At 71.5% G+C, this 24,750-nt stretch carries 20 protein-coding genes; 15 read left to right on the plus strand and 5 right to left on the minus strand.

Features of this window, described 5'->3' with window-relative positions:
• Positions 1-46 precede the first annotated feature (46 nt).
• The 3 genes from ACIBST_RS43340 to ACIBST_RS43350 are packed head-to-tail and all read left to right on the plus strand — an operon-like array spanning position 47 to position 2,746.
• Entirely contained in the window at positions 47-778 is a 732-nt protein-coding gene (locus ACIBST_RS43340; RefSeq protein ID WP_352322455.1) for a (Fe-S)-binding protein, read from the plus strand.
• Positions 775-2,172, plus strand: a complete 1,398-nt coding sequence (locus ACIBST_RS43345) for a lactate utilization protein B (RefSeq protein WP_397179324.1) — start codon at positions 775-777, stop codon at positions 2,170-2,172. The genes ACIBST_RS43340 and ACIBST_RS43345 overlap by 4 nt, the downstream gene beginning before the upstream one ends.
• Positions 2,159-2,746: a lactate utilization protein C gene (locus ACIBST_RS43350; RefSeq protein ID WP_397179325.1), complete on the plus strand. Its 588-nt coding sequence runs from the start codon at positions 2,159-2,161 to the stop codon at positions 2,744-2,746. The genes ACIBST_RS43345 and ACIBST_RS43350 overlap by 14 nt, the downstream gene beginning before the upstream one ends.
• 24 nt (positions 2,747-2,770) lie before the next feature.
• Here the strand turns inward: ACIBST_RS43350 and ACIBST_RS43355 are convergent, their stop codons facing one another.
• A complete protein-coding gene (locus ACIBST_RS43355) occupies positions 2,771-3,781 on the minus strand; it encodes a Vms1/Ankzf1 family peptidyl-tRNA hydrolase (protein ID WP_397179326.1) in 1,011 nt (336 codons plus the stop codon).
• A 3-nt stretch (positions 3,782-3,784) separates the two neighbouring features.
• Entirely contained in the window at positions 3,785-4,192 is a 408-nt protein-coding gene (locus ACIBST_RS43360) for a DUF2795 domain-containing protein (protein WP_397179327.1), read from the minus strand.
• A gap of 76 nt (positions 4,193-4,268) precedes the next feature.
• Between ACIBST_RS43360 and ACIBST_RS43365 the strand changes: the two genes are divergently transcribed.
• The 10 genes from ACIBST_RS43365 to ACIBST_RS43410 all read left to right on the plus strand — a co-directional run bounded on the left by ACIBST_RS43365 (position 4,269) and on the right by ACIBST_RS43410 (position 18,871).
• On the plus strand, positions 4,269-5,357 hold the full coding sequence (locus ACIBST_RS43365; protein WP_397179328.1) for a GNAT family N-acetyltransferase: 1,089 nt from the start codon (positions 4,269-4,271) through the stop codon (positions 5,355-5,357).
• A gap of 81 nt (positions 5,358-5,438) precedes the next feature.
• Positions 5,439-6,614 carry a precorrin-6Y C5,15-methyltransferase (decarboxylating) subunit CbiT gene (locus ACIBST_RS43370; protein WP_397179329.1) on the plus strand — a complete coding sequence of 392 codons (1,176 nt, stop codon included), beginning with the start codon at positions 5,439-5,441 and terminating at the stop codon, positions 6,612-6,614.
• 67 nt (positions 6,615-6,681) lie between these two features.
• A complete protein-coding gene (locus tag ACIBST_RS43375; RefSeq protein WP_397179330.1) occupies positions 6,682-7,527 on the plus strand; it encodes a sirohydrochlorin chelatase in 846 nt (281 codons plus the stop codon).
• Positions 7,528-7,599: 72 nt separating this feature from the next.
• Positions 7,600-8,667 (plus strand): nicotinate-nucleotide--dimethylbenzimidazole phosphoribosyltransferase, encoded by a 1,068-nt coding sequence (gene cobT, locus ACIBST_RS43380; protein ID WP_397179331.1) that lies wholly within the window; start codon positions 7,600-7,602, stop codon positions 8,665-8,667.
• 69 nt (positions 8,668-8,736) lie between these two features.
• The gene (speB, locus tag ACIBST_RS43385) at positions 8,737-9,732 is read left to right on the plus strand and encodes an agmatinase (RefSeq protein WP_397179332.1); all 996 of its coding nucleotides are present in this window, start codon (positions 8,737-8,739) and stop codon (positions 9,730-9,732) included.
• A gap of 79 nt (positions 9,733-9,811) precedes the next feature.
• Positions 9,812-11,044: a uroporphyrinogen-III C-methyltransferase gene (cobA, locus tag ACIBST_RS43390; protein WP_397179333.1), complete on the plus strand. Its 1,233-nt coding sequence runs from the start codon at positions 9,812-9,814 to the stop codon at positions 11,042-11,044.
• 842 nt (positions 11,045-11,886) lie between these two features.
• The gene (locus ACIBST_RS43395) at positions 11,887-14,184 is read left to right on the plus strand and encodes a dynamin family protein (RefSeq protein ID WP_397179334.1); all 2,298 of its coding nucleotides are present in this window, start codon (positions 11,887-11,889) and stop codon (positions 14,182-14,184) included.
• On the plus strand, positions 14,181-15,806 hold the full coding sequence (locus tag ACIBST_RS43400; RefSeq protein WP_397179335.1) for a YfjP family GTPase: 1,626 nt from the start codon (positions 14,181-14,183) through the stop codon (positions 15,804-15,806). Before ACIBST_RS43395 ends, ACIBST_RS43400 begins: the two co-directional genes overlap by 4 nt.
• Before the next feature lie 157 nt (positions 15,807-15,963).
• Positions 15,964-16,752 carry a single-stranded DNA-binding protein gene (locus ACIBST_RS43405; RefSeq protein ID WP_397179336.1) on the plus strand — a complete coding sequence of 263 codons (789 nt, stop codon included), beginning with the start codon at positions 15,964-15,966 and terminating at the stop codon, positions 16,750-16,752.
• A gap of 1,024 nt (positions 16,753-17,776) precedes the next feature.
• Complete coding sequence (locus tag ACIBST_RS43410; protein ID WP_397179337.1) at positions 17,777-18,871, plus strand: GGDEF domain-containing protein; 1,095 nt, start codon at positions 17,777-17,779, stop codon at positions 18,869-18,871.
• Between the two features lie 89 nt (positions 18,872-18,960).
• On the opposite strand, the gene ACIBST_RS43415 is transcribed toward ACIBST_RS43410, so the two are convergent.
• Positions 18,961-19,173, minus strand: a complete 213-nt coding sequence (locus ACIBST_RS43415) for a hypothetical protein (RefSeq protein ID WP_397179338.1) — start codon at positions 19,171-19,173, stop codon at positions 18,961-18,963.
• Positions 19,170-19,688, minus strand: a complete 519-nt coding sequence (locus ACIBST_RS43420; RefSeq protein WP_397179339.1) for a carboxymuconolactone decarboxylase family protein — start codon at positions 19,686-19,688, stop codon at positions 19,170-19,172. The genes ACIBST_RS43415 and ACIBST_RS43420 overlap by 4 nt, the downstream gene beginning before the upstream one ends.
• Before the next feature lie 90 nt (positions 19,689-19,778).
• On the opposite strand from ACIBST_RS43420, the gene ACIBST_RS43425 reads away from it, so the two are divergent.
• A complete protein-coding gene (locus ACIBST_RS43425) occupies positions 19,779-20,360 on the plus strand; it encodes a TetR/AcrR family transcriptional regulator (protein ID WP_397179340.1) in 582 nt (193 codons plus the stop codon).
• Between the two features lie 805 nt (positions 20,361-21,165).
• On the plus strand, positions 21,166-22,830 hold the full coding sequence (gene ettA / locus ACIBST_RS43430) for an energy-dependent translational throttle protein EttA (RefSeq protein WP_397179341.1): 1,665 nt from the start codon (positions 21,166-21,168) through the stop codon (positions 22,828-22,830).
• A 477-nt stretch (positions 22,831-23,307) separates the two neighbouring features.
• Here the strand turns inward: ettA and ACIBST_RS43435 are convergent, their stop codons facing one another.
• Complete coding sequence (locus ACIBST_RS43435) at positions 23,308-24,624, minus strand: MFS transporter (protein ID WP_397179342.1); 1,317 nt, start codon at positions 24,622-24,624, stop codon at positions 23,308-23,310.
• Positions 24,625-24,750: the final 126 nt, after the last annotated feature.

The following is a 24,750-nucleotide window of genomic DNA, read 5'->3' on the forward strand; positions in this document are numbered from 1 at the left end:
GGTATGGTCTGACCATACAGTGGTCGGACCATTCGTTGGGAGAGTCGTGCGAGTCGCCCTGTTCATCACGTGCGTGAACGACACGCTCTTCCCGGGCACCGGCAAGGCCGTCGTGTCGCTGCTGCGCAGGCTGGGCTGCGACGTGGACTTCCCCGTCGCCCAGACGTGCTGCGGGCAGATGCACGTCAACACCGGTTACCGGGCGGAGGGCGTGCGGCTGGCCAGGAAGTTCACCGAGGTGTTCGCCGGGTACGACGCCGTCGTGGCGCCGTCCGGGTCGTGCGCGGCCATGGTGCGCGAGCAGTACCCGAAGCTGGTGCGGCCGGGCAGCAGGGGCGCGGCGGCCGTGGCCGAGGTCGTGCCCAAGGTGTACGAGCTGAGCGAGTTCCTGCTGGACGTCCTGAAAGTCGACGACGTTGGCGCATATTTCCCGCACCGGGTGACATATCACCCGACGTGCCATTCGCTGCGCGGGCTGCACCTGGGCGACCGGCCCACCCGGCTGCTGCGGAAGGTCCGAGGTCTGGAGCTCGTGCCGCTGCCCGGCGCGGAGGAGTGCTGCGGCTTCGGCGGCACGTTCGCGGTCAAGAACCCGGCGGTGTCGGCCGCCATGGGGGCCGACAAGGTGCGCGGCATCCTCGACACGGGCGCCGAGGTCATCTGCGCGGCCGACAACTCGTGCCTGATGCACATCGGCGGCACCCTGAGCCGCCAGAAGACGGGGGTCAGGACGATGCACCTCGCGGAGATCCTCGCAGCCACGGAGGAGACCCGATGAGCGCGACATTCCTCGGCATGCCCGGAAATTTCCCGAAAAATGCGGCGAAAGCCGTGGAGGACTCGCAACTGCGGTTCAACCTCCGGAAAGCCACGCACACCATTCGCGGCAAGCGCGCCGGCGTCGTCGGCGAGCTGCCCGACTGGGCCGAGCTGCGCGCGGCCGGCAAGGCCGTCAAGGATCACACGCTCCGCCACCTCGACCGCTACCTCCTCCAGCTGGAGGAGGCCGTCCGGCGGGCGGGCGGCACCGTCCACTGGGCCAGGGACGCCGAGGAGGCCAACCGCATCGTCGGCGACCTGGTCGCGGCCACCGGCGAGACCGAGGTGGTCAAGGTCAAGTCGATGGCCACCCAGGAGATCGGGCTCAACGAGGCGCTGGCCCGGCGCGGCATCACCGCGTACGAGACGGACCTGGCCGAGCTGATCGTGCAGCTCGGGGACGACTTCCCCAGCCACATCCTGGTCCCCGCGATCCACCGCAACCGGTCGGAGATCCGCGAGATCTTCCTCGACCGCATGCCCGGCGTGCCCGACGGCCTCACCGACGAGCCGCCCGCCCTGGCCGAGGCCGCCCGGCTCCACCTGCGCGAACGCTTCCTCCGGAGCAAGGTCGCCGTCTCCGGGGCGAACTTCATGATCGCCGAGACCGGCACGCTGGTCGTGCTGGAGTCGGAGGGCAACGGCCGCATGTGCCTGACCCTCCCCGAGACGCTCATCAGCGTCGTCGGCATCGAGAAGCTCCTGCCGACCTGGCGGGATCTGGAGGTCTTCCTCCAGCTTCTTCCGCGCAGCTCCACAGGTGAGCGGATGAATCCGTACACCAGCACGTGGACCGGCGCCACCGAGGGCCAGGACTTCCACCTGGTGCTGCTCGACAACGGCCGCACCGACGTGCTCGCCGACGAGGTCGGCCGCCAGGCGCTGCGCTGCATCCGCTGCTCGGCCTGCCTGAACGTGTGCCCGGTCTACGAACGCGCGGGCGGCCACGCGTACGGCTCGGTCTATCCCGGGCCGATCGGCGCCATCCTCACCCCGCAGCTCAGGGGCATGTCCTCGGACCTGGATGCCTCGCTGCCGTTCGCCTCCAGCCTGTGCGGGGCCTGCCTGGAGGTCTGCCCGGTGGCCATCGACATCCCCGAGGTGCTGGTGGACCTGCGGGCCAAGGCGCCGCACGCGGCGGCCGAGCGCGCGGGCATGAAGGCCGCCGGCTGGGTGCTGGCCGACCAGGCCCGGCTGGCCAGGGCGCAGCGGCTGGCCGGCCGGCTGCGCAGGCTGGTGCCCAGACGGCGGCTGCCCGGCCCGCTGGCGGCCTGGACCGACACCCGGGACGTGCCGGAGATCCCGGAAGAATCCTTCAGAGACTGGTGGGAGCGCAACGATGGGCGCGCGTGAGGAGATCCTGGCCAAGGTCAGGAAGGCGGTCGCGGACGCGCCCGAGCCGGAGGTCGCCCGGCACTACCGCACCCGCCCGGACGTGGACGACGTGGTGGGCCTGTTCGCCGAGCGGGTGCGCGACTACCGGGCCGTCGTGCACGTGCTGCCCGACGCGGACGTGCCCGGCAAGCTGGCCGAGCTGGCCGCCGGCCGCCGCATGATCGTCCCGGACGGCTTCGCCTGGGCCGCCCCGAGCAGCCCGGAGGCCGGGACCGACCGGCGCTGGGACACGCTCGACGCCGCCGACGGGGTGATCACCGCCTGCGCGGTGGCCGTCGCCGAGACCGGGACCATCGTCCTCGACCACGGGCCCGGCCAGGGCGCCAGGGCGCAGACGCTGATCCCCGACCACCACGTGTGCGTGGTGCGCGCCGACCAGATCGTGGCAGGCGTGCCCGAGGCGGTGGCCAGGCTCGACCCGGCCCGTCCGCTCACCTGGATCAGCGGGCCGTCGGCGACCAGCGACATCGAGCTGAACCGGGTCGAGGGCGTGCACGGCCCCCGGACCCTCGAAGTGATCATCAGCACCTGAGCAGGGCCGCCACGTCCAGGGTCGTCAGTACCTGAGGACGGCCGCCACGTCCTGCACGTCGTCGGTGAACCACAGTTCGGCGTCGGTCATGGCGGCGGCCCTGACCACGGCCGAGTCCGCGCGCTCCTCGACGGGCTGCTCGACGCCCCAGCGCCGCAGCTCGCCCCGGTCGGTGGAGAGCTGGGTGCCGCCCTCGCCGGTCCACACGGTCCGGTCGAGCTGGGCCGGCATGAGCACCGCGTGCACCCGGCCCTCGCGCAGGGCGTGCGCGACCTGCGACAGGCCGGCCGGGCCCGAGGACTCGCGATGGCGGTCGAGCAGCTCGGCGCGGCGGCGTTCGAGCCAGTCGTCCAGCGCGCGCTCGACGTCGGCCTCGAACTGGCCGTGGTCGGAGCGGCTGCCGTGCTCGACCATCATCACCCGGTCGGCGGACTTGGTGCTGAGATGTTGCAGCAGGTAGGAACGCGACTTCGGCTCGCCGGCCACGATGATCAGCTCGGCGCCGATCCTGCGCACCTGCTCGTCGATCTCGCGGGCGACGGCGACCGCGTTCTTCTCCCACGTCTCCTCGGCGCCCCGCTCGTACCGCTTCTGCGACCAGCCGCCCTGGGCGGTCTTCTGCAGCGGCCAGTCGGCCGCCTCCACGGTGGTCGTGCGCGGCGCGCCGCCGCCGAACACCGACAGCTCGGCCCCGGCGTGGTCCACGATGACCCGCAGGTGCGGCACGTTCTCGCCGCGCTGCCTCAGCATCGGCGTGACGTGCGGCAGCGGCGACACGGTCGCCAGCTCGTACGGCGCCCGCGCCAGCGGCTCGGCCAGCACCACCGCGCCGTGCGTGGCGAACAGCGCCTGGCCGGGCGCCGGCCGGTTGGCGGCCACCTCCAGGGCGTCGATGGTCTCGGGGTCGGTCCCGTCGAGCTGGTCACGCACGCTGTGCCAGTGCGTCTCCCGCTGCGGCTCGGTGAGCGCGCCGAGATAGACCGAGGCGTACGGGCCCCGCCGCTCGTACAGCGGCCTGATGAAGTCGAGACGCACAGGTCACCACCTCCGATCTTCGATGCCGAGGCCGAGCGCCTTGGCCACGTCGGCGATGTTCACAAAACGGCGGTCGGGAAGTGATCGCACCATGTCGGCCACCTGGTCGGGGGCGTCCACGTCCTCGGCGTGCTGGAGCAGGTCGTCCTTGGAGGCGGGCCAAGGGGTGTCGCTGAGCCATTTGGCCAGGTCGCTGCGGATGTCGACGCCGCGCTGGGTGATGCCATGGGGGGTGCCGGGCTCGTGTCCTGGGGGGTACGACTGCGATGACTCCTCGCCGGGCGCGGGCATGGACTCGGTCTCCTTCCACTCCTCGGCGTGCGTGCTGCCGCCGCCGCGGACCATGCCCTCGGTCTCGTGCTTCTGCTGATCGTCCAGGCGCGGACCGTGCTTGTCGCTCCCACGTTCCATAGTTCCCTCACTCCTCTCGAATCGGCCCCTACCCCCGCTTTCGTGGGCAAACATCGTGAGTGTGTAGGGTGCGCACGTGTTCGATCCCGATGCGCGCATCGCCGCCGGACGGCTCGTGCTGCGGCCGTTCGGCCCCCATGACGCAGCCCGCGTCCGGTCGGTGGTGGAGACGGCGGAACCCGGCGACCGCTTCCTCCCGCCGGGCGCGCCCGTCCACCCCTCCGGCGTCGGCCAGTGGCTCGCGCACGGCGTGCACGAGCTGTACCGGTCGCAGCAGGGCCTGCACCTGGCCATGACCGAGGCCGACGACCGCATCGTGGGCGCCATCAGCCTGTTCAGGACGTCGTGGACGGCCGGCACCACCGAGGTCGGCTACGGCGTCCACCCGGCGTACCGGGGCCGCGGCTACGCCACCGAGGCCGTCCGCGCCCTGACCGCCTGGGTGTTCGCCACCACCGCCCTGCGCAGGGTGGACCTCACCGCGAACCTGGACAACCCGGCCTCTCTGCGCGTCGCGCTGAAAGCGGGCTTCACCTGGGAAGGCGTGCTGCGTGACGCCGTGCTGGAGGAGGACGGCCCGCACGACCTGGTCGTCCTCGGCCTGCTGCGCGAGGACTCCGGCGAGCCCGCGCCCGTCCTGCCGAAGACCGAGCTGCGCACGCCCCGGCTGCTGCTGCGGCAGCCCGTCCTCGCCGACGTGCCCGGCCTGGCCGCCACCGGCGCCGACCCGCTCACCCAGGCCAGGACCGGCGTCCCCCGCGGCTACACCGAGGAGCACGCCCGCGCGTTCGTCGACATCTGCGAACGGATGCGGATGAGGGGCGCGGGCATCGCGTTCGCCGTGGAGGAGTTCACCACCACCCGTTTCGTGGCCAACGTGGACCTCAGGGACCTCGACTGGCGCAACCGTACGGCCGAGGTCGGCTACATGACCGCGCCCTGGGCCCGCGGCCGGGGCTACGCGGGCGAGGCCGTGACGGCGATCGCCCGCTGGCTGTTCGAGCGGCACGGCTTCCGCCGGCTGCAACTGCGGGCCGCGGTGTCGAACCCGGCCTCGCAACGCGTGGCGGAGAAGGCCGGCTTCACCCGCGAGGGCGTGGCCCGCGCCGCGCTCGACGGCGAGGACCTGGTCGTCTACAGCCTGGTCCCGTCCGACCTGGCCTGAGGGCACAGCGGACTGGCCTCGCCGGGCCATGGTGAAACCCGGCGGGAACCGTCACCCTGGGGATGAGGACGGTGAGGCTGAATGATCACGGTTGTCGGCTGGGACGGGGTCGAGCTGCCGGCCGGGGCCGCGGGCAGGCTGCGTGAGGCGGAGCTCGTCGTGGGCCCCGCCGCCATTCTCGGCCGGCTCGGGCTCGACGGACGCGCCGCGGACGACGGTGACATGCTCCAGGCCCTCGACGGCCATCTCGGGCAGGACCGGGGCCCGGCCGTCGTGGTCGCCGAGGGCGATCCCGGCTTCTTCGGAGTCGTCCGCACATTACGGGCGCACGGCCTGCGGCCGGACGTCCTGCCGGCCACCTCGCTGATCAGCCGCGCCTTCGCCTGCGCCGGGCTCAACTGGGAGGACGCCCTCGTCGTCGCCCCCTCCGGCCCCGGCCGGCTCGCCCGCGTGGTGAACGCCTGCCGCGCCCATCCCAAGGTCGCGCTGCTCGTCGCGCCCGGCGTCGGCCCCGCCGAGATCGCCAGGGAGCTGGCGCCGACCACGCCGCGCGCCCTGATCGTCTGCGAGGACCTCGGCGGCCCGGGACAGCGCGTCACGCACAGCCGCATGGGCGAGGCCACCACCCGGCCGTGGAAGGACCCCGACGTGGTCCTCGTCATCGACCCGCTGCACCGGCCGGGGCAGCCGGGCTGGGTGGCCGGGGCGCAACCCGGCCCGGCGGAGTGGGCGCTGCCGTGGGAGAGCGGGCTGCCCGCCGAGGTGCGGGCGTTCGTCCTGGCCAAGCTGGGTCCCCGGCTCGGCGACCTGGTCTGGGACGTCGGCGCGGGCGAGGGCGGGATCGCCGTCGAGTGCGCCAGGCTGGGCGCGGCCGTCGTGGCGGTCGAACGCGACCAGTCCGCCTGCGCGCGGCTGCGCGCCAACGTGCTGGCCCACGGCGTCAAGGTCGCCCTGACCAGGGGGCAGGCGCCCGCCGCGCTCGAACCGCTGCCCGACCCCGACGCCGTCTTCGTCGGCGGGGGCGGTGACGACGTGGTCGCGGCGTGCGCCGCCCGCGGCCCCCGCGCGCTGGTGTGCGCGCTCGGCACGGCCGAGCGGGCGGCGGCCGTGCTGGAGCTGCTGCGCGAGCTCGGTTACCGTGGCGAGGGCACGCGGATCCAGGCGTCCGCGCTGACGCCCGGCGCCGGTGGTTCCCACCGTCTGACCGCGGCGGATGCCGTCTTCGTCGTGCACGCCAGGCCCGCGCACGCAGCGTGACCTGTCCCCCACGGGCACGTATCGGTTATCCTCGCGTGACTTTTGTCTACGCACCGGAGATCCCTCAATGAAGCCGCCGCTCCTGCTGATCGGGCAGGGCTCGAACGATGACGCCTACGCCGCGGAGTTCGGCAGGTTCGTCCACCGGCTGCGCTGCCGCCTCGACCACACGGCCGTCGACGTCTCCGGCGGCTACCTGGAACGCGCCACGCCGCGCCTGAGCGACTCCGTGGCGTCCCTGATGGCGCGCGGCCACCACCGTCTGGTCGCGCTGCCGCTCAGCCTCAGCAGGGCGGATGCGGACTTCCCCGCCGCGATGGCGCTCGAACAGCAGCGCCACCCCACCCTCATGTACGACTACGGCCGCCCCCTCGGCCCCGACCCGCGCGTGCTGGCGCTGCTGGCCGACCGGCTCGGCGAGGCCGCCGCCGAGATGTCCAGGCCGCGCCCCCTTGAGCTGGTCGGCGCCCGGCCCCGGCTGCGCGCCGTCGACACCCCGGCCCTCGACGACGTCCCCGGCCAGGTCGAGCCGGGCGAGACGGCGGTCGTGCTGGTCGGCGAGGGCTCGACCGACGCGGCCGCCAACGCCGAGATCCACCGGGTGTCGCGGCTGTTCTGGGAGACGCACGCCTACGACTACATGACCGTCGAGACCGCGTTCGTCTCGGTGACGCCGCCCGGCGTGCCCGGCGGGCTCGAACGCTGCCGCCGGCTGGGCGCCAAGCGGGTGATCGTGGTGCCGTACCTGCTGTTCGCGGGCGGCCTGCTGGAGCGCGTGTGGGCGCAGGCCCTGGCGTACGGCGCGGGCCACCCCGACCTCGACATCCGCTGCGCCGAGGTGATCGGCGACTGCGAGACGCTGGCCGACGTCGTGATCGACCGGTACGAGGAAGCGCTCCAGCTCGTCCACTGACCCTTCAGCTCGTCCAGCAAAGCTCCAGCTCGTTGACTAACGCTCCAGTTCGTCCACCAAGTGGAGGTGTCCGTGCTCGCCGAGACCCTGGCGGCCATCCGTCCCGCCGACCCCGAGGCGCTCGCCGAGGCCCGCGCCCATCAGGACCGGCTCACCAAGCCGCGCGGCGCGCTCGGGGCTCTGGAGGAGGTGGCCGTGCGCCTGGCGGGCGCTGCGGGCGTCTGCCCGCCGCCCATGCCCGAGCCGGCCGCCCTGGCCATCTTCGCGGCCGACCACGGCGTGCACGCGCAGGGCGTCAGCCCGTGGCCGCAGGAGGTCACGACCCAGATGGTCGCCAACTTCCTGGCCGGCGGCGCGGTCGCCAACGCCTTCGCCGCCCAGGTGGGCGCGTCCGTGACGGTGGTGGACGTCGGTGTCGCCACCGACCTGCCCGACGCCCCCGACCTGGTCAAGCGGAAGGTCGCGTACGGCACCGCCGACCTGTCGCGCGGCCCGGCCATGAGCGTCGACCAGGCCGTCAGGGCGCTGGAGGCGGGCATCGCCGTGGCGCAGGAGCTGATCGACAAGGGCGCCCGCTGCCTGATCACCGGCGACATGGGCATCGCCAACACCACCGCCTCGGCCGCGCTGATCTCCGTGTTCACCGGCAAGGACCCGGCCGAGGTGACCGGCAGGGGCACCGGGATCGACGACGCGACCTACGACCACAAGGTGGAGGTCGTCCGCGAGGCGCTGCGGGTGAACGGCCTGCCCCGCGGCGCCGGGCCGAGCGACGCCCTGCGCGCGCTGGCCGCCGTGGGCGGCTTCGAGCACGCGGCCATCGCGGGCTTCGTGCTGTGCGGCGCGGCGAACCGGGTGCCGGTGATCCTCGACGGCGTCATCGCCGGCTCGGCCGCCCTGGTCGCCGCCGCCCTCGACCCCCAGGTCAGCGGCCACTGCGTGGCCGGCCACCGCTCGGCCGAGCCCGGCCACGCCGCCGCGCTCGACCACCTCGGGCTGCGCCCGCTGGTGGACCTGGAGCTGCGGCTCGGCGAGGGCACCGGCGGCCTGCTCGCGCACCCGCTGGTGTGCGCGGCCGTACGGGTGATGCACGACGTGGCGACGTTCGACTCGGCGGGGGTCACGGAAAAGCCCGTGTGATGAGGCCCGTGTGATGATGGGGGACACTCGAAACAGCACGTGAGGTGAGCAGTGTCCCGGTACGGTCCCATGTTCGGCCCTGACATCACGTTCCTCGGCGTGGACCGCTGCGACGTCGCCGACCCGGCCAGCTACGCCGGCGCCGACGTGGTGATCATCGGTGCGCCCTTCGACGGGGGCACCTCCAACCGGCCGGGCGCCAGGTTCGGGCCGATGGCGCTGCGCCAGACCTGCTACCTGCCGCACAACGGGTCCCGTCCGAGCCTCGCCCTGCGCGTCGACGCCCTGCGCGACCTGCGGGTGCTCGACGCGGGCGACGTCGAGTGCTACTCCGGCGACGTCGAGGGCTCGCTGGCCGCCATCGAGGACGCGGTCCACCGGATCGCCTCCTCCGGGGCCGTGCCGGTGGTGCTCGGCGGCGACCACACCGTCGCGCTGCCGGACGCGCGGGGCACCGCCAGGGCGTACCGGCCGGGCCGCACCTCGATGATCCACTTCGACGCGCACGCCGACACCGGCGACATCGAGTTCGGCCACCTGCACGGGCACGGCCAGCCGATGCGGCGGCTCATCGAGTCCGGTGCCATCCGGGGCGACCGGTTCCTGCAGATCGGGCTGCGCGGCTACTGGCCCGAGCCCGAGACGCTCGACTGGATGGCGGCGCAGCGCATGCGCTCGTACGAGATGACCGAGATCGTGACGCGCGGGCTGGAGGAGTGCCTGACGGAGTCGTTCGGGATCGCGCTCGACGAGTGCGACCAGGTCTTCCTGTCGGTGGACATCGACGTCTGCGACCCCGGGCACGCCCCCGGCACCGGCACGCCCGAGCCCGGCGGCCTGTCGGCCAGGCAGCTCCTCGACGCCGTGCGCCGGATCTGCTACGAACTGCCCGTGGCCGGGATGGAGGTGGTCGAGGTCTCGCCGCCGTACGACCACGCCGACATCACCGCGTTCCTCGGGAACCGCGTTATTCTTGAGGCACTCTCGGCCATGGCCAGACGCCGCAAAGACGCTCAGGGCGGGCCACGCTGGGACCCGTCGCAGCCTCTTCTTGACGGCCGTTGAGCCATGCGCAGCGAACGACGCACGGTGAGCCGGTAGGTTTACCTCCGAACACAACCTTCGCGAACGGGAGATTCCCCCCATGGGTCCCTACCTCCTCGGCCTGCGGCTTTCCGGCCGCCGCGTGCTCGTCGTGGGTGGCGGCCGTGTCGCGCAGCGGCGTGTCCCCGCGCTGATCGAGGCCGGTGCGGAGGTCACCGTGGTGTCCCCGTCCGTCACCCCGGCCCTCGACGACCTGATCGCGACGGGCCGGGTCACCTGGCACGCGCGGCCGTACGAGGTGGGCGACTGCGACGGCGCCTGGCTCGTGCAGGCCTGCACCGACGTCAGGTCCGTCAACGCCGCCGTGGCCGCCGAGGCCGAGGCCAAGCGGGTGTGGTGCGTGCGCGCCGACGACCGCGACGCCTCCGCCGCCTGGACCCCGGCCTCCGGCCGGGTCGACGAGATCAGCGTGGCCGTCACCGCGGGCGGCGACCCGCGCCGGGCCGCGGGCATCCGCGACGCGGTCGTCGGCGCGCTGCGCGACGGCACGGTCGACGCCCGCCGCAACCGCACCAAGCCCGTCGGCGTGGCCCTGGTCGGCGGCGGCCCCGGCGACCCCGGCCTGATCACCGTGCGCGGGCGGCAGCTCCTCGCCCAGGCCGACGTCGTGGTCGCCGACCGGCTCGCGCCCCGGGCGCTGCTCGACGAGCTCGCCCCCGACGTCGAGCTCATCGACGCCGCCAAGGTGCCCTACGGCAGGTCGCTGTCCCAGGAGAAGATCAACGAGCTGCTGGTCGACCGGGCCAGGCAGGGCAAGTTCGTCGTCCGGCTCAAGGGCGGCGACCCGTTCGTGTTCGGGCGCGGCGGCGAGGAGATGATCGCCTGCGCCCAGGCCGGCATCCCCGTGCTCGTCGTCCCCGGCATCACCAGCGCCGTCGCCGTCCCGGCCGCGGCCGGGGTGCCGGTGACGCATCGGGGCGTGAGCCAGGAGTTCCACGTCGTCTCCGTGCACGTCGCGCCCGACCACCCGGCCTCCACCGTCGACTGGCCCGCCCTGGCCCGGTCCCAGGGCACGCTGGTGCTCATGATGGCCGTCGAACGGCTGCCGAAGGTGGCCGAGGCGCTGCTTCGAGACGGACGTGCGCCGGAGACTCCCGTAATGGTGGTACAGGACGGTACCCTTCCGACCCAGCGGGCGGTAATCGCACCGCTTTCCACCGTGGCCGACCGCGTGTCCGCGGCTGGGATACGGCCTCCGGCGATCGTCATCGTCGGCGACGTCGTGCGGGTCGGCCAGGAGGTCGAGATGGTTCGAGCGGAGCGCTTGCCGTGAACACCGCCATGGATGACGGGCGGCACGAGTCGCTGGGGGAGCAGACGTTGAGCTTCCGCCCGGTGACGGACGACGACCTGCCCGACTCCCGAACCACCCCGCCCCCGCCGTCCGCCGCCCCCTCCGGCCCGCCATCTGCCGCGCCCTCCGGCCCGCCGTCCGCGGCTCCCGCGGGCTCGTCGTCTGGGGCGTCCTCGGGCCCGCCGCCTGCGGCTTCTTCGGGCTCGTCGCCTGAGGCTCCCGGTGGTCCGTCGTCCTCGGGGGAGGCGCCGGCCTCCGCTGCCCGGCCATCGCTCTTCGAGCCGTCGGCGCGTGCCGACAAGCCCGTCCTCCCTCGGCGGCCCGCCGCTCAACGGCTCCCAGCCGCTTCGCAGGAGCCCTCCGCCGGTACGGACGAGTCCGGCCCGTCCACGGGGCCCAGCCTGTTCACGCCGTCCCGTCCGGCCGACCGTCCGAGCCTCTTCACCCCGGCCCGCGCCGCCGAGCCGCGTGAGGGCAACGAGACGCGTCCGAGGCCCGCTGCCTTCTGGGAACGAGCCCCCCAGGATCCGGACACCGCCTCGCCCCCGGAGACCGAGCCGACGCCCGCGTCCCCGGACGCCACCGCCGCCGACAGCGAAGAGACGCCTTCGGGCGTCGAGCACGCGCCACCCCCGGCGGACGCCGCCCCTGACGACGACGCGACCGCTCCCTCCGCTGACGAGAACGCCGACGCCGAGAACCGTGCTCAAGCCGACTCCGACTCGCAGAGCGACGACACTCCCCGGCCCCCCAGCGAGGCGACGGACGCTGACGACAACCCCGCCGTCGCCGACGCCGACCCCAGCGATACCTCCATCTCCGTGGCCGCCGAAGACACCACCGGCTTCGACGCCTTCTCTCCGGCCTCCGACGTCCCCAGCGACGCCGACTACCCCACCGACCCAGGAGACCTGGCGGAGGAGGACTTCGACTCCGAGGCCGACGACGTCGCATCCACCGTAGAGACCGACGACACCGAAGCGGACTCCGCCCCTGTAGACGACAGCGGCGAGACCGTCCCGACCACCGAAGCAGACGCCGACACGGGCGCCACCACCCAGACCGACGCCGACCCCGACGACCCGACCGACGCCGAATCCGACGACCACTCCGATGCGGAAACCGACGCCGAGGTGGACGCCGACGCGGACATCCACCCCGACGCGGATGCCGTCGTCCTAGCGAACTCCGACGCTGACGCCGACACCGACGACCCCGCTGACACCGACGACCCCGCCGGCCCCGCTCAGGACGCCGACGCCGGGGATGCCGTCGTCCAGGCGAACGCTGACGTCGACGCTGAAATCGACGACCGCTCCGACGCGGAAACCAACGCCGAGGGGGACACCGGCGGCGACGCGGACAGCAACAGCGACACGGACAGCGGCGTTGAGGACGGCGTGGAGACCAGCGTCGTGCCGGAGTCGGAAGGCGCGCCGGAGGAAGGCGCGCCGGAAGAAGGGCCGCGGGTCGAGGAGTTGCCGGCTGAGGTCGTCGAGGCGATGACGTCGGCGCTGAGCGCGTTGCGCGAAAGCGTGTCCGACCTGCGCTTCAGCCTCGACCTGCCCGGAGCCGAGGAGGCCAGGCAGGCGCGGGCCGACCTGCTGGCCCAGCTGGAGAACTACGTCCTGCCCAGGGTGCGCACCAACACGGCCCCCGCGCTGATCGTGATCGCCGGCTCCACCGGCGCGGGCAAGTCCACCCTGGTCAACTCCCTGGCCGAGCGGAACATCTCGCGCACCGGAGTGCGCCGCCCGACCACCGGCACGCCCATCCTGGCCTGCCACCCCGACGACAGGAAGTGGTTCGCGGAGGGCGAGCTGCTCAGCGGCCTCGAACGGCTGGACCGGCCCTCGCCCGACAGCGAGACGAGCGGCCTGGTCGTCGTGACGACCGAGAAGCTTCCGCAGGGCGTCGCGCTGCTGGACACCCCCGACATCGACTCGGTCGTCGAGGAGCACCACGAGATCGCCCACCGCATGCTCGACGCCGCCGACCTGTGGATCTTCGTCACCACCGCCGCCCGCTACGCCGACGCGCCCGCCTGGAGCCTCCTGCGCCTGGCCAAGGAGCGCGGCGCCCGCCTGGCCATCGTGTTGTCGCGGGTGCAACCCCGGTCGGCCGACGTCGTGCTCAAGCATTTCGTCCGCATGCTGACCGAATACGGCCTGGGTGACATCGACCGGTTCGTGATCCACGAGGCGGCGGTGACCGACGGCAGGCTGCCCGACAGCGAGGTCACCGACCTGCGCATGTGGCTGGCCGAGCTCTCGGTCGACGAGGCGCGCCGGGCGCAGGCCGTCCAGGAGACCCTGAACGGGGTGCTCAACAGCTTCCGCACCCGCGTGCCCGCGCTGGCCAGGCACCTGGAGGGCCAGGCGGCGTTCCGCGCCGAGCTGCGCGGCGACGTCGAGGCCGCCTACCTGGGCGCGCTGGCCGAGATCGACAAGGCGTCCAAGAACGGCTCGCTGCTGCACGGCGAGGTGCTGGCCCGCTGGCAGGACTTCGCGGGCTCCGGCGATCTCATGCGCTCGCTGCAGTTCGGCAAGAGCGGCAAGGCGGGCAGGCAGACGCCCGAGCGGGTGACGGCGTTCAAGGCGGCGATCCGGGCCGGGCTGGAGTCGGTGATCGTCGCCGCGGCCAACCGCGCCGCCGAGGAGGTGGTCGCGCGCTGGCGGCACCGTTCGGAGCTGGGGGTCAAGCTCGCCGAGGGGCTCGACCGTCCGTCGGACAACCTGCTGCGGCACGCCGGGCGCGCCATCGCGTCCTGGCAGGACCACCTGAACGAGCTCGTACGCACCGAGGGCGTGACCAAGCGCTCGGTGTCCAAGCTCGTCTCGTTCGATCCCGACGCGCTCTCCCTGATCTTCACGGTCGCCATGTTCAGCGGCGGCGACGGGTCGGGCGTGCCGCACCGGCTCGTCAACGCGCTGCTCGGCGCGGAGTCGCTGCGCGGCATCGGCGCCAAGGCGCTCAGTGACCTGCGAGCCAGGATCGGCATGCTGTTCGACGAGGAATCCATGCGTTACGTACACGCTCTCGACTCGGCGGGCATCCCGGACGAGTCCGTCGCGACCCGCCTCTACCAGGCGACCTACAACCTTGAGGTCGCCCGATGACGACGACCACGCCCCCGAGGGCGGGCCTCGCGCCGAGGTTGTCCGCGCTCAACAAGGTGGTGGAGCTGGGTCCTGGACGGCTCGACCAGAAGCTGCTCACCGAGGCCGGCGCGCTGCTGACGCGGGCCGGCGACCGGCTCAAGCTGTCGTCCGAGCACACCGTGGTCGCCCTCGCGGGCGGCACCGGCAGCGGCAAGTCGTCCCTGTTCAACGCCATTTCGGGGCTTGAGCTGTCGCCCACGGGCGTACGCCGTCCGACGACGGCCCGTACCCACGCCTGCGTGTGGGGGCTGGAGGGCTCGGCGCCGCTGCTCGACTGGCTGCAGATCCAGCCGCGCCACCGCTTCTCCCGTACCAGCGCGCTCGACAAGGGCGACAGCCAGCTCCATGGCCTGATCCTGCTCGACCTGCCCGACCACGACTCGATCCGGGCGCTCACCGACAACGAGGCCGACCGGCTCATCGGGCTGGCTGACCTGGTGGTGTGGGTGCTCGATCCGCAGAAGTACGCCGACGCCTCCACCCACCGGCGCTACGTGACCGAGCTGGCCGGGCACGACGCGGTCACCGTGTTCGCGCTCAACCAGGCCGACAAGCTGTCCGCGGCGGAGCTGGCCGAGCTGGTCATCGACCTCAACGACCTGCTGCGCCGGGAAGGCGTCGAGCATCCCAGCGTCGTACCCACCTCGGCCGTCACCGGGCGCGGCGTCGAGAGCCTCAAGAGCGTGATCGCGACCGCCGTCGGCCGCCGCCGCGCCGCCATCCAGAAGCTGGAGGCCGACCTCCAGCGGATGGAGCAGCGGCTCGGCGAGGCCATGCCGCTCGGCGACGCGCTGCTCGTGCCGTCGTCGGTCGACGAGGCGCGCAGGATGGGGCTCACCGATGCGCTCTGCGACGCGATCGGCGTCCCCGCCGTCGGCGAGGCGATGGAGAACGTCTACGCCGAGCGTTCCAGCCAGTGGGTCGGCTGGCCGTATCCGCGGTGGTTCGCCAAGTTCCGTCCCGATCCGTTGAAGAGCCTGCGTCTCGAAGACGTCGGCGACGAGATCCGCGGCATCACGACCGGCTCGGTGAGCGCCCATTCCGCCGAGGTGGCCAACGCCGTGCAGGCGCTCACCGACGGGCTGTCGTCCGGTATGGACCCGGTGTGGCGGACCGCGGTGCAACAGGCCGCGCGCTCGCACGCGTCCCGGCTGCCGAAGGCGCTGACCGAGGAGCTCACGGAGGTGGCGCCGCGCCTCGACCGGGTGCCCGGCTGGTGGCGGCTGCTCAAGGTCTGGCAGTACCTGCTGGTGGTGGCGTTCGTGGCCGGGGTGGTGTGGCTGGTGGCCGGGCTGACCGTGCCCGCGCAACTGCCCGCGACCCTGCAACTGGTCGGCGACGGCGCGGCGCTGCCGTGGGTGGCGCTCATGATGGCCTCCGTCCTGGGGCTGGGCGCGTTGTCGGGCATCGCCTCGCGCAACTTCGTGGAGCTGGGGGCCTCGCGGGAGCGGGAACGTCTGGAGCGGGAGATGCGCCGCAGGGTCTCGACGGTGTCGGCGAAGATGGTGGTGGAGCCGGTCGAACGCGAGCTCGGCCGCCACCACGCCTTCTACACGGCCCTGCGCGACCTCTCGGGCTGACCCCTCTCTTCTCGTACGCGTCCCGTGTTCATCCACAGCCGTCCTTCCTCTCCGTCCCCTCATCCACAGAACGGCGTTCGCCCCCACCCCACCCGACCCTCTTCAGGCACCGTGTTCCCAGGTCGCGGGCAGTCCGCCCGCCGCATGGGAGGCACGGATGAACGACATCTACATCACGCTCACCGGAAACGTCGCAGCAGAGCCACGGCAGTACAGCTTCGACGACGGCACGAGGGTCACGTCGCTGAAGGTGTTCACCTCGCACCGCTACTTCGACAGGAAGACAGGGCAATGGACCGACGGTGAGCGCGTCTGCTTCACGGTCCGGTGCTGGCGTGCGCTGGGCGACAACGTCGCCGACTGCGTACGGGCGGGGCAACCGGTCGTCGTGTCCGGCAAGCTCCGCATCCGCGAGTTCGGCGCGGAAGGCGACCGCCGGTTCATGCCGGAGATCGAGGCCAGCGCGGTCGGGCACGACCTGCGCTGGGGCACCGGCGTCTTCACCAAGCCGGAGCGCGGGGGCGGCCTGGGCTCGATGACCAAGGAGATGCGCGAACGCCTCGACGAGGAGACCCAGGACTGGGCGATGGGCACCAAGCCCGTCCGCCCGTCTTCCCTCCACCCGGCCGCCGACGCGTCGGTCCCCGCGACCGCCGACGCCCCCCGAAGCGCATTCGCGCAGCCTCACGACGACGACGCCAGGCCGGACGCCGACGACACGGCGCTGGCCATCGCGGCCACCGACCCCGACGCCGGCACCCCGCACCCGAGCGCACGTCCCGAGGCCCAGCCCGACCCCGCCGTGGAGGACGACACCACTCCCGGCGCGGCCACGCGAGAGCATGCGGGCCGCGGTTCGTCGGCCAAGGCCGCCACGGTCCGCGTCCTGGGTGCGTCCGGCAAGCCCCGGACGAAGACCCAGACCCCGGAGAAGGCCGCCGCCTGACCCCATCGTCACCTGACGGCTGAGCACCTACACCGGTGGATGCTCCCGTCGTGACGGAGAGGTGGCCGCTCCCCACGAAGGCGGGTGTCTTCATGCCCCCCACACAATCCGCCATGAAGACACCCGCTTGCCTCGACGCCCTCGACCAGCCCCAGCGAGGGCGTCCACATCGTGGAGGCAGAATGCGCGCTGTACGGGTTGCACGCGGAGGCGCAGTGGCCCCGGTTCGCCTCACGGTGGTTCTTTGCAGGGGTGACTGCACCCGGAGGCCGTGCTGCGCGGTCGAGAGCCGGGCGGGTGCCCAAGCGCCTGCTGAGCCGCCTGGTGGCAGACGTCAGACAGAGACCCCACGCGCACGCGGGCAAGCGCCGACGTGACGGCAGTCGTCTTTGGGATGCACTCCTTGATCGGCGTAGGCCCGGACGCGCTGGTCATCGAGTTCCTCGACGGACCTGATGAAGGAGTGGTACGACCGATGGTTCGTCGGCCATCGGTCCAGGGGGAAAGCGATCGGGGCGGAGGGCAGCAGCCGATGGGTCGGCGCCCCGCGCAGGGGACGGCCAAGAGGAGGGGGAGGGGAGGGGCAGGGGCATCGGCTGATGGCCCCGATGTCACCCCGAAGGGGGGGCCGATGGGGTGTTTGTCCGCGTCAGATACCTAGAGCATGGGTCATGTCCATGTCACGCCCCGCACCATGGTTGCTCCTTTCCGGCACTGCCCGCTCGCGGAGTGAGCGGGCGTGGTCGTTTCAACGTAGCGGTTCCCATCGCATAACGCACACTCCGCAATTATTGTGTTACACATCGTTAGTCAGGGAGGAGACGAGATGGCGGCGACCAGTCACGCCACGATCAAGTCTCGCGACGGTGTGTCAAGACTGGCCGGTCGTTGGCCATTGCTCGGGCAACGGCGCCCGCTTGTGGCGTATCTGTGCGCCATTGTCGCCCTCGATGCCGTCGCGATTACCTTGTTCACGAGATCTACCGAGTTCCACTGGCCGGATTTTCTGACCTTTGCCGCTCTCATGGCGTGCGGCGCGGTCTGCATCGAGGCCAGCAGGCGTCTGGGCATGCCCGCCGGAGTCTCGCGTGACCTGTTGTCGGCCTGGTGGCTGCCGGTCGCCCTGCTCCTGCCGCCGGTCTACGCCCTCTTTGCGCCGATCGTGCTGCAGATCCTTCTCCAGGTGCGCGTGCGCGCCACAGTTCTCTACCGTCGGGTGTTCAGCTCGGCGGCCATCGGCCTGGCCGGCTGCACGGCGTCGGTCGCCTTCCACTGGGTCGTCCCTGATCCCTGGGTGCTGACGCGGGGGAGTGGGCCGCCGATCGCCTACGCGGTCGCGGCCGCCGTCCTGTTCTCGCTGCTCAACATCGGTCTCATCGCGGTCGCGGCGCACACGTCCGATCCTGAGGGGTCGTGGCAGGAGGTGTTGTGGAACCGGGAGAGCGTCCTGCTGGACGTCGTCGAGCTGTGCCTCGGCGTCACGGTCTCGATCGGGTGCGGGCTCAACCTGGCTCTGCTGGTGCTCGCGTTGCCGCCGGTCGTCCTGCTGCAACGAAGTCTGTTGCATGCGCAGTTGCAGGCCGCCGCCCGTACCGACTCGAAGACCGGGCTGCTCAACGCGGCCGCCTGGCAGCGGGAGGCCGACACCGAGATCCTGCGGGCGCGTCGCAGCGGTGACACGCTGGCGCTGCTGATCATCGACATCGACCACTTCAAGCGGGTGAACGACGCCCACGGACATCTGGTCGGCGACGAGGTGCTGGCCGGGGTGGCGGCCATGTTGCGCAGGGAGCTGCGGGAGTCCGACGTGGTGGGGCGGTTCGGGGGCGAGGAGTTCGTCGTCCTGCTGCCCGGGGCGGACGTCGACGAGGCGCGTCAGGTCGCCGAGCGACTTCGTACGCACATCGGGCACATGGCCATCCCGGTGGACGACACTCTGATCCGGATCACGATCTCGGTCGGGGTCGCGTTGATGTGCGTGCACGGCGACGATCTGATCGACTTGCTGGCCGCCGCCGACCTGGCTCTCTACCGGGCCAAGGAGCTGGGCCGGGACCGTGTCTGCATCCCCGTCGTCCAGCCGCCACAACCGCCGTCCCCCGAAGAGCAAGCTGTGTGACATCGATGTGTGCAGGGGATGCGGGCAGGCGCCTGAGGGGGGATGCGTCAGGGGCCTGCCCTCGGGTTGTGGCCGGTGCGCCTTCGGCGTCAGGACGTGGAGACGCTGTCGCAGGTGACGAGGCGGACGGCGGGAGCCGAGACGATCTGGATATGGGGCACCCCGGGGACCTCGACGTTGAGATACCCGCCCTCGATGGCGAACCGCACTCCTGCCACGGTCGGCACCCGGCGGCCCTCGGAGTTCGTCAGCGTGTAGCCGTCGAGGAGTTCGACGGTGCCGTTTCTCCAGGTGGGGTTCATGCCTGCACCTCCGGGAAGTCCAGCTCGGGCTGGGCGAGGTGGTTGAAGTAGTTGGACAAGGTGTTCAGGGCGATGTGGCCCACGATCTCGGCGAGCTCCGCGTCCGAGACGCCGGCGGCCCGTGCGGCGTCGAGGTCCGCGTCGCTCACCGCGCCGCCCGTGTGCATGATCGCCTGAGTGATCGCCAGGACGGCGGCCGCGTGCGGTTCGTCGTCCGCGCCCTGGCGGGTCTTGAGAAGCTCCTCGTCGGACATGCCCATACGGCGTCCGCGCATGGTGTGGGCGCTCACGCAGTACGTGCAGTGGTTCTCCTGGGCGACCAGCAGGGCGATCTGCTCCCTCAGTCTCGGGGTGAGGACGCCCGAGCTGAGGTGTTCGCGCATCGCGAGGTAGCCGGCCAGGGCCGCTGGGCCGTTGCCGAGGGCGGCGTACAGGTTGGGGACCTTGCCGAGCTGGCGGCGGGTCTGGTCGAGCAAACCGTCGTTGTCTTCTGTCAGTTGTGGAAGGCGGGGCATGAGGTCTCCAAAACGGTACTGATCGGTTCCATCTGGGCAAGACGATACCGAACGGTTCCGTTTTAGGGAAGTTCGGGATAGCTTGGCGATATGCCCACACGTGCACGTGAACGATTGCTCGACGCCGCCGAGGACCTCTTCTACGCGGAGGGGATCAGGGCGGTGGGGGTCGAGCGGATCCTGAGCGTCTCGGGGGTGGGCCGCGCCTCCTTCTACCGGCATTTCCCGAGCAAGGACGACCTGGTCGTGGCCGTACTGCGGCGGCGGGACGAGCGGTGGCGGGCCTGGCTGGCCGAACGCGTGGAGGCTCTGGGCGGCCATCCGCTGGACGTCTTCGACGCCCTGGCCGAACGGTTCGCGCGGGCCGATTTCCGTGGCTGCGCCTTCATCAACACCATGATCGAGACGGCGGATCCGGACAGTGCGGCACACCGGGTGGCGGCCGAGCACAAGGAGCGGGTGCGGGCGTACGTCTCGGGGCTGATCGAGCGGGACGGCCGGGCCGATGCCACCGAACTGGCGCACCTGTTCGTCCTGCTGGTGGACGGGGCCATCGTCACGGCAGTACGTGAACGCTCGACCCACCCGGCACTACGAGCACGAGCCGCAGCCACCGCCCTCCTCGCAACGACAGGCACCACCACGGAGACCATCGCAGGTGCCGCGACGTAGGGGGCCGCGACCTGGGAGGCCGTGGTGAAGGTGAACGTGCTGAAGGAGCCATGGCGAAGGGGAACCGTGGCATGGAGGCCGCGACCAAGGGGGCCAAGAGGCCAAGGGGCCGCGAATCAGGAAACCGTGGTGAAGGAAAACGTGCTGAAGGGGGCCGTGGCAAGGAGGAACCGCGGCAAGGGAGGCCGCGGCCAAGGGGACAAGGAGACCGTGACCAAGGAGCCAATGGGCCAAGGAGGCTGACGGAGGTCGCGGCCGGCTGAGAGCGGTGGTGCGAGCCGCCGCCCATCGTGGCCCTGTAGCGGCACAGGGCATGGGCCGTCATGGGAACTCTCCGTCGCGGGTGGGCGTCAAGGGGTGCGGCGCGCGGCCATCGCCCTGCTCGCCACCACGGGGACCGCCACCACGGGGACCGCCACCACGGGGACCGCCACCACGGGGACCGCCGTGGGGACCATCGCGGAGATCGCCGCAGAGGCCGCCGCGACGAAGGCGATTGCGACGAAGGAGGCCGTGGCGACGAGGGGTCGTGGCGTTCAGGGAGGTCCTGAGTAAGGGGCCGAGGGGCGTGACGGGGATTTCCTCGGCTGAGGTCGGGGGTGGGGACAGCGTCCGGACCCAAGGCGGGGCGGGGGCGTGAGCTGTCAGGGGCGGTTCAGGGGGCGAGGGGGCGGTTTCCGGGGCGGCAGGGTGTTCGGGGGAGGTGGGGGTGGAGGGGTGGGGGTGCGGGGGAGAGGGGGGAAGGGCGGAGGTGAAAGGGGCTGGGCGGCGGAAGCCTGCGTGTGCAGCCTCTAAGCTAGGGAGCATGCCGGAGTACATCTACACGCTGCAGCGCGTGCGCAAGGCGCACGGCGACAAGGTTGTCCTTGACGACGTCACGCTGTCGTTCCTGCCCGGAGCCAAGATCGGTGTCCTGGGGCCGAACGGCACCGGGAAGTCGACGCTGCTCCGGATGATGGCCGGCCTGGAGCAGCCGTCCAATGGCGACGCCAAGCTCATGCCGGGCTTCACGGTCGGCATGCTCCAGCAGGAGCCGCCGCTCAACGAGGAAAAGACCGTTCTGGGCAACGTGCAGGAGGGTGTCGCCGAGACGATGGCGATGCTCGAGCGCTACAACCAGATCGCCGAGCAGATGGCCACCGACTACAGCGACGAGCTGCTGGAGGAGATGGGCAAGCTCCAGGACCAGTTGGAGCACCGCAACGCGTGGGACCTCGACAGCCAGCTGGAGCAGGCGATGGACGCCCTGCGCTGCCCGCCGCCCGACGCCGAGGTGAGCAAGCTGTCCGGTGGTGAGCGCCGCCGCGTGGCGCTGTGCAAGCTGCTGCTTGAGGCCCCTGACCTGCTGCTGCTCGACGAGCCCACCAACCACCTCGACGCCGAGAGCGTGCAGTGGCTGGAGTCGCACCTGGAGAAGTACGCGGGCACGGTGCTGGCCGTCACCCACGACCGGTACTTCCTGGACAACGTGGCCAACTGGATCCTGGAGCTCGACCGCGGTCGTTGCTACCCGTACGAGGGCAACTACTCCACCTACCTCGACATGAAGGCCCAGCGTCTCAAGGTCGAGGGCCAGAAGGACGCCAAGCGCAAGAAGCGCCTGGAGGACGAGCTGGAGTGGGTGCGCTCCAACCCCAAGGCGCGCCAGACCAAGAGCAAGGCCCGTCTCCAGCGGTACGAGGAGATGGCCGCCGAGGCCGACAAGTTCCGGAAGCTGGACTTCGAGGAGATCCAGATCCCGCCGGGCCCGCGTCTGGGCACCACGGTGATCAGGGCGGACCAGCTCACCAAGGGCTTCGGCGACCGGCTGCTGATGGAGAGCCTGTCGTTCGACCTGCCGCGTAACGGCATCGTCGGCGTCATCGGCCCCAACGGCGTCGGCAAGACCACGCTGTTCCGCATGATCACGGGTGGGGAGACGCCGGACACGGGGTCGATCACGGTCGGCGACACCGTGAAGATCTCTTACGCCGACCAGAGCCGGGGCGGCATCGACCCGAACAAGAACGTCTGGGAGGTCGTCTCCGACGGGCTCGACCACATCAAGGTCGGCAACGTCGAGATGCCGTCGCGGGCCTACATCGCGGCGTTCGGCTTCAAGGGGCCCGACCAGCAGAAGAAGGCGGGGGTGCTGTCGGGCGGCGAGCGTAACCGGCTCAACCTGGCGCTCACCCTCAAGCAGGGCGGCAACGTGCTGCTGCTCGACGAGCCGACCAACGACCTCGACACCGAGACGCTGTCGTCGCTGGAGAACGCGCTGCTCGACTTCCCGGGCTGCGCCGTGATCACCTCGCACGACCGGTGGTTCCTCGACCGCATCGCCACCCACATCCTTGCGTGGGAGGAAGGGTCGAACTGGTTCTGGTTCGAGGGCAACTTCGCCGACTACGAGAAGAACAAGATCGAGCGTCTGGGCGCCGACGCGGCCCGTCCCCACCGGGTGACGTACCGCAAGCTGCACCGGGACTGACGGACACGTCTCGACCTGGCACCGGGTTTGAGGGGTACGCCTCGTCCCGGTACCGCGGCTGACGGGTACGTCTCATGCCTGCGACGAGCGGCGGGCCCCTACGGGGGCGCGCCGCTTTTCGCGTGTTCCGGCAGGGCCGATGGGCGTGCGGCCTCGGTCAGACGGATCGACGTGCGGCCTGGTCAGGGACGTGCGGCCTCGGTAGGGACGGTTCACCGTGTGGCCTCGGTGAGGACGGATCGGTGTGCGGCCTCGATGAGGCGGTTCGGCGTGCGGTCTCGGTCAGGGCCGATCGGTGTGCGGTCTCGGTCAGGGCCGATCGGTGTGCGGCCTCCGTGAGGACGGTTTGGCGTGCGCCCTCGGTGAGGACGGTTCGGTGCGGCCTCGGTCGGGATCGTTCGGCGTATGGGCTGGTCAGGGACGTTCGGTGGGTGGCCTCGGTAAGACGGTTCGGTGGGTGGCTCTGGTGAGGGTGGGTCAGCCTTCGGCTTCCGTTAGGGCTATCTGTACGGGGGTGGGGGTGGTGCGGCGCCATGGTCCGTTGAAGAGCAGGATCGCGGGGATGAACAGCACGAGGCAGCCCAGCGCCACGAACAGCCAGGTCTGCCAGCTCGTCGCCGCCACCACATGCGGGATCACCAGCAGCCCGACCACCGCGATCGCCTTGCTCAGGAAGCCGAACAGCCCCCAGGCGGTGCCCTGCAGGCGCGGGTCGGCGTCCTCGGCGTCCTCGGAGTAGTTGGCCATCCAGGGGGCGTACGCGACGCCGAGTGAGCCGCCGAGCAGGGCGCCGACCACCATGAGCGTGCCGGTGGAGACGCCTTCCTGGCCGAGCGCGACGGCGAGGTAGGCGGTGACCAGCACAGCGGCGATCGTCCCGGCGAGCGAGAACGGCTTGCGCAGTTGCAGGCGGTCCGACAGGCGGCCGGTGACGATCAGCGTGACGAGGTTGAGGCTCCAGAACGCGGCCATGATCGTGGACGCCTGCGCGCTGCTGATGCCGAGCGCGCCCACCAGCATCGTCTGGCCGAACAGCGACAGCGTGATGTAGAGGACCAGCCAGAGCGAGATGCCGACGACGTGGGCCCAGATGTTGCGCCGGGCGAACAACGACCGGACGGTGGGCGGGCGCTCCAGGTCGACGACCTCCTCGGCGGCCCGTTCGGTGTGCTGGATCCTGGCCCGCAACTCGGGGGACAGGTCGGCGATGTTGAACGCGATCACCGCGGAGATCACCAGCGAGAAGCAGCCCATGATGACGAACTGCGACCGCCACGACTCGTCGAAGATCGGCAGCGTCCAGCCGGCGACGGCGGCGGCCAGGAAGTTCGCGCCCACCGGGCCCCACGTCCAGAACCCGAAGGCCTGCGCCCGGCCGAGCCGCGGGGAGAAGTCGCGGATCAGCGGCGCGGTGGAGGCCATGGCGACGCCGTCCACGAAGGCCAGCAGGATGCGGGCGATCAGCAGGTCGCGTGGGCTGTGCACGAGCGTCATGGCGAAGCAGCAGACGGCGGTGAGGGCCATGAGCGGGATGAGCAGGCGGACCCGGCCGACCCGGTCGGTGAGCCGGCCGCCCAGGATGGAGGCCACGGCCCCGGCCACCGCCGCCGCCCCCGACACCGCCCCGTACGTGGCCAGGGACATGTTCAGGTCTTTGAGCAGCAGGGGTACGACGGGCGCGATCTGCCCTTCGTAGGAGCCGATGAGGATGGCCAGGACGGCCATGGTGAGGATCTTCATCCGGCGGGCGCCGGTCGGGTACTCGTCGAGCTCGCGAACGTAGGACAGCCTCATGACACGCCTTTCTGTCGAGCCTAGGCCCCCGTCATGAGTTCTAGAAGCTAGCTCTAGAATCCATTTCTGAGATGCTGCTCCTCGCATCGGCCCGCGTCAAGAGTGCGTACCCGGGATCAGATGATT

This window comes from Nonomuraea sp. NPDC049684 (assembly GCF_044465345.1).
In the GTDB taxonomy this organism is placed as follows: Bacteria; Actinomycetota; Actinomycetes; order Streptosporangiales; family Streptosporangiaceae; genus Nonomuraea.

Excerpts from the sequence above, each read along its gene's own strand:
- ACIBST_RS43345 (WP_397179324.1), top strand. The coding sequence starts at position 775 with ATGAGCGCGACATTCCTCGGCATGCCCGGAAATTTCCCGAAAAATGCG.
- ACIBST_RS43350 (WP_397179325.1), top strand. The coding sequence starts at position 2,159 with ATGGGCGCGCGTGAGGAGATCCTGGCCAAGGTCAGGAAGGCGGTCGCG.
- ACIBST_RS43360 (WP_397179327.1), bottom strand. The coding sequence starts at position 4,192 with ATGGAACGTGGGAGCGACAAGCACGGTCCGCGCCTGGACGATCAGCAG.
- ACIBST_RS43370 (WP_397179329.1), top strand. The coding sequence starts at position 5,439 with ATGATCACGGTTGTCGGCTGGGACGGGGTCGAGCTGCCGGCCGGGGCC.
- ACIBST_RS43375 (WP_397179330.1), top strand. The coding sequence starts at position 6,682 with ATGAAGCCGCCGCTCCTGCTGATCGGGCAGGGCTCGAACGATGACGCC.
- speB (WP_397179332.1), top strand. The coding sequence starts at position 8,737 with ATGTTCGGCCCTGACATCACGTTCCTCGGCGTGGACCGCTGCGACGTC.
- cobA (WP_397179333.1), top strand. The coding sequence starts at position 9,812 with ATGGGTCCCTACCTCCTCGGCCTGCGGCTTTCCGGCCGCCGCGTGCTC.
- ACIBST_RS43400 (WP_397179335.1), top strand. The coding sequence starts at position 14,181 with ATGACGACGACCACGCCCCCGAGGGCGGGCCTCGCGCCGAGGTTGTCC.
- ACIBST_RS43405 (WP_397179336.1), top strand. The coding sequence starts at position 15,964 with ATGAACGACATCTACATCACGCTCACCGGAAACGTCGCAGCAGAGCCA.
- ACIBST_RS43410 (WP_397179337.1), top strand. The coding sequence starts at position 17,777 with ATGGCGTGCGGCGCGGTCTGCATCGAGGCCAGCAGGCGTCTGGGCATG.
- ACIBST_RS43415 (WP_397179338.1), bottom strand. The coding sequence starts at position 19,173 with ATGAACCCCACCTGGAGAAACGGCACCGTCGAACTCCTCGACGGCTAC.
- ACIBST_RS43420 (WP_397179339.1), bottom strand. The coding sequence starts at position 19,688 with ATGCCCCGCCTTCCACAACTGACAGAAGACAACGACGGTTTGCTCGAC.
- ACIBST_RS43425 (WP_397179340.1), top strand. The coding sequence starts at position 19,779 with ATGCCCACACGTGCACGTGAACGATTGCTCGACGCCGCCGAGGACCTC.
- ettA (WP_397179341.1), top strand. The coding sequence starts at position 21,166 with ATGCCGGAGTACATCTACACGCTGCAGCGCGTGCGCAAGGCGCACGGC.
- ACIBST_RS43435 (WP_397179342.1), bottom strand. The coding sequence starts at position 24,624 with ATGAGGCTGTCCTACGTTCGCGAGCTCGACGAGTACCCGACCGGCGCC.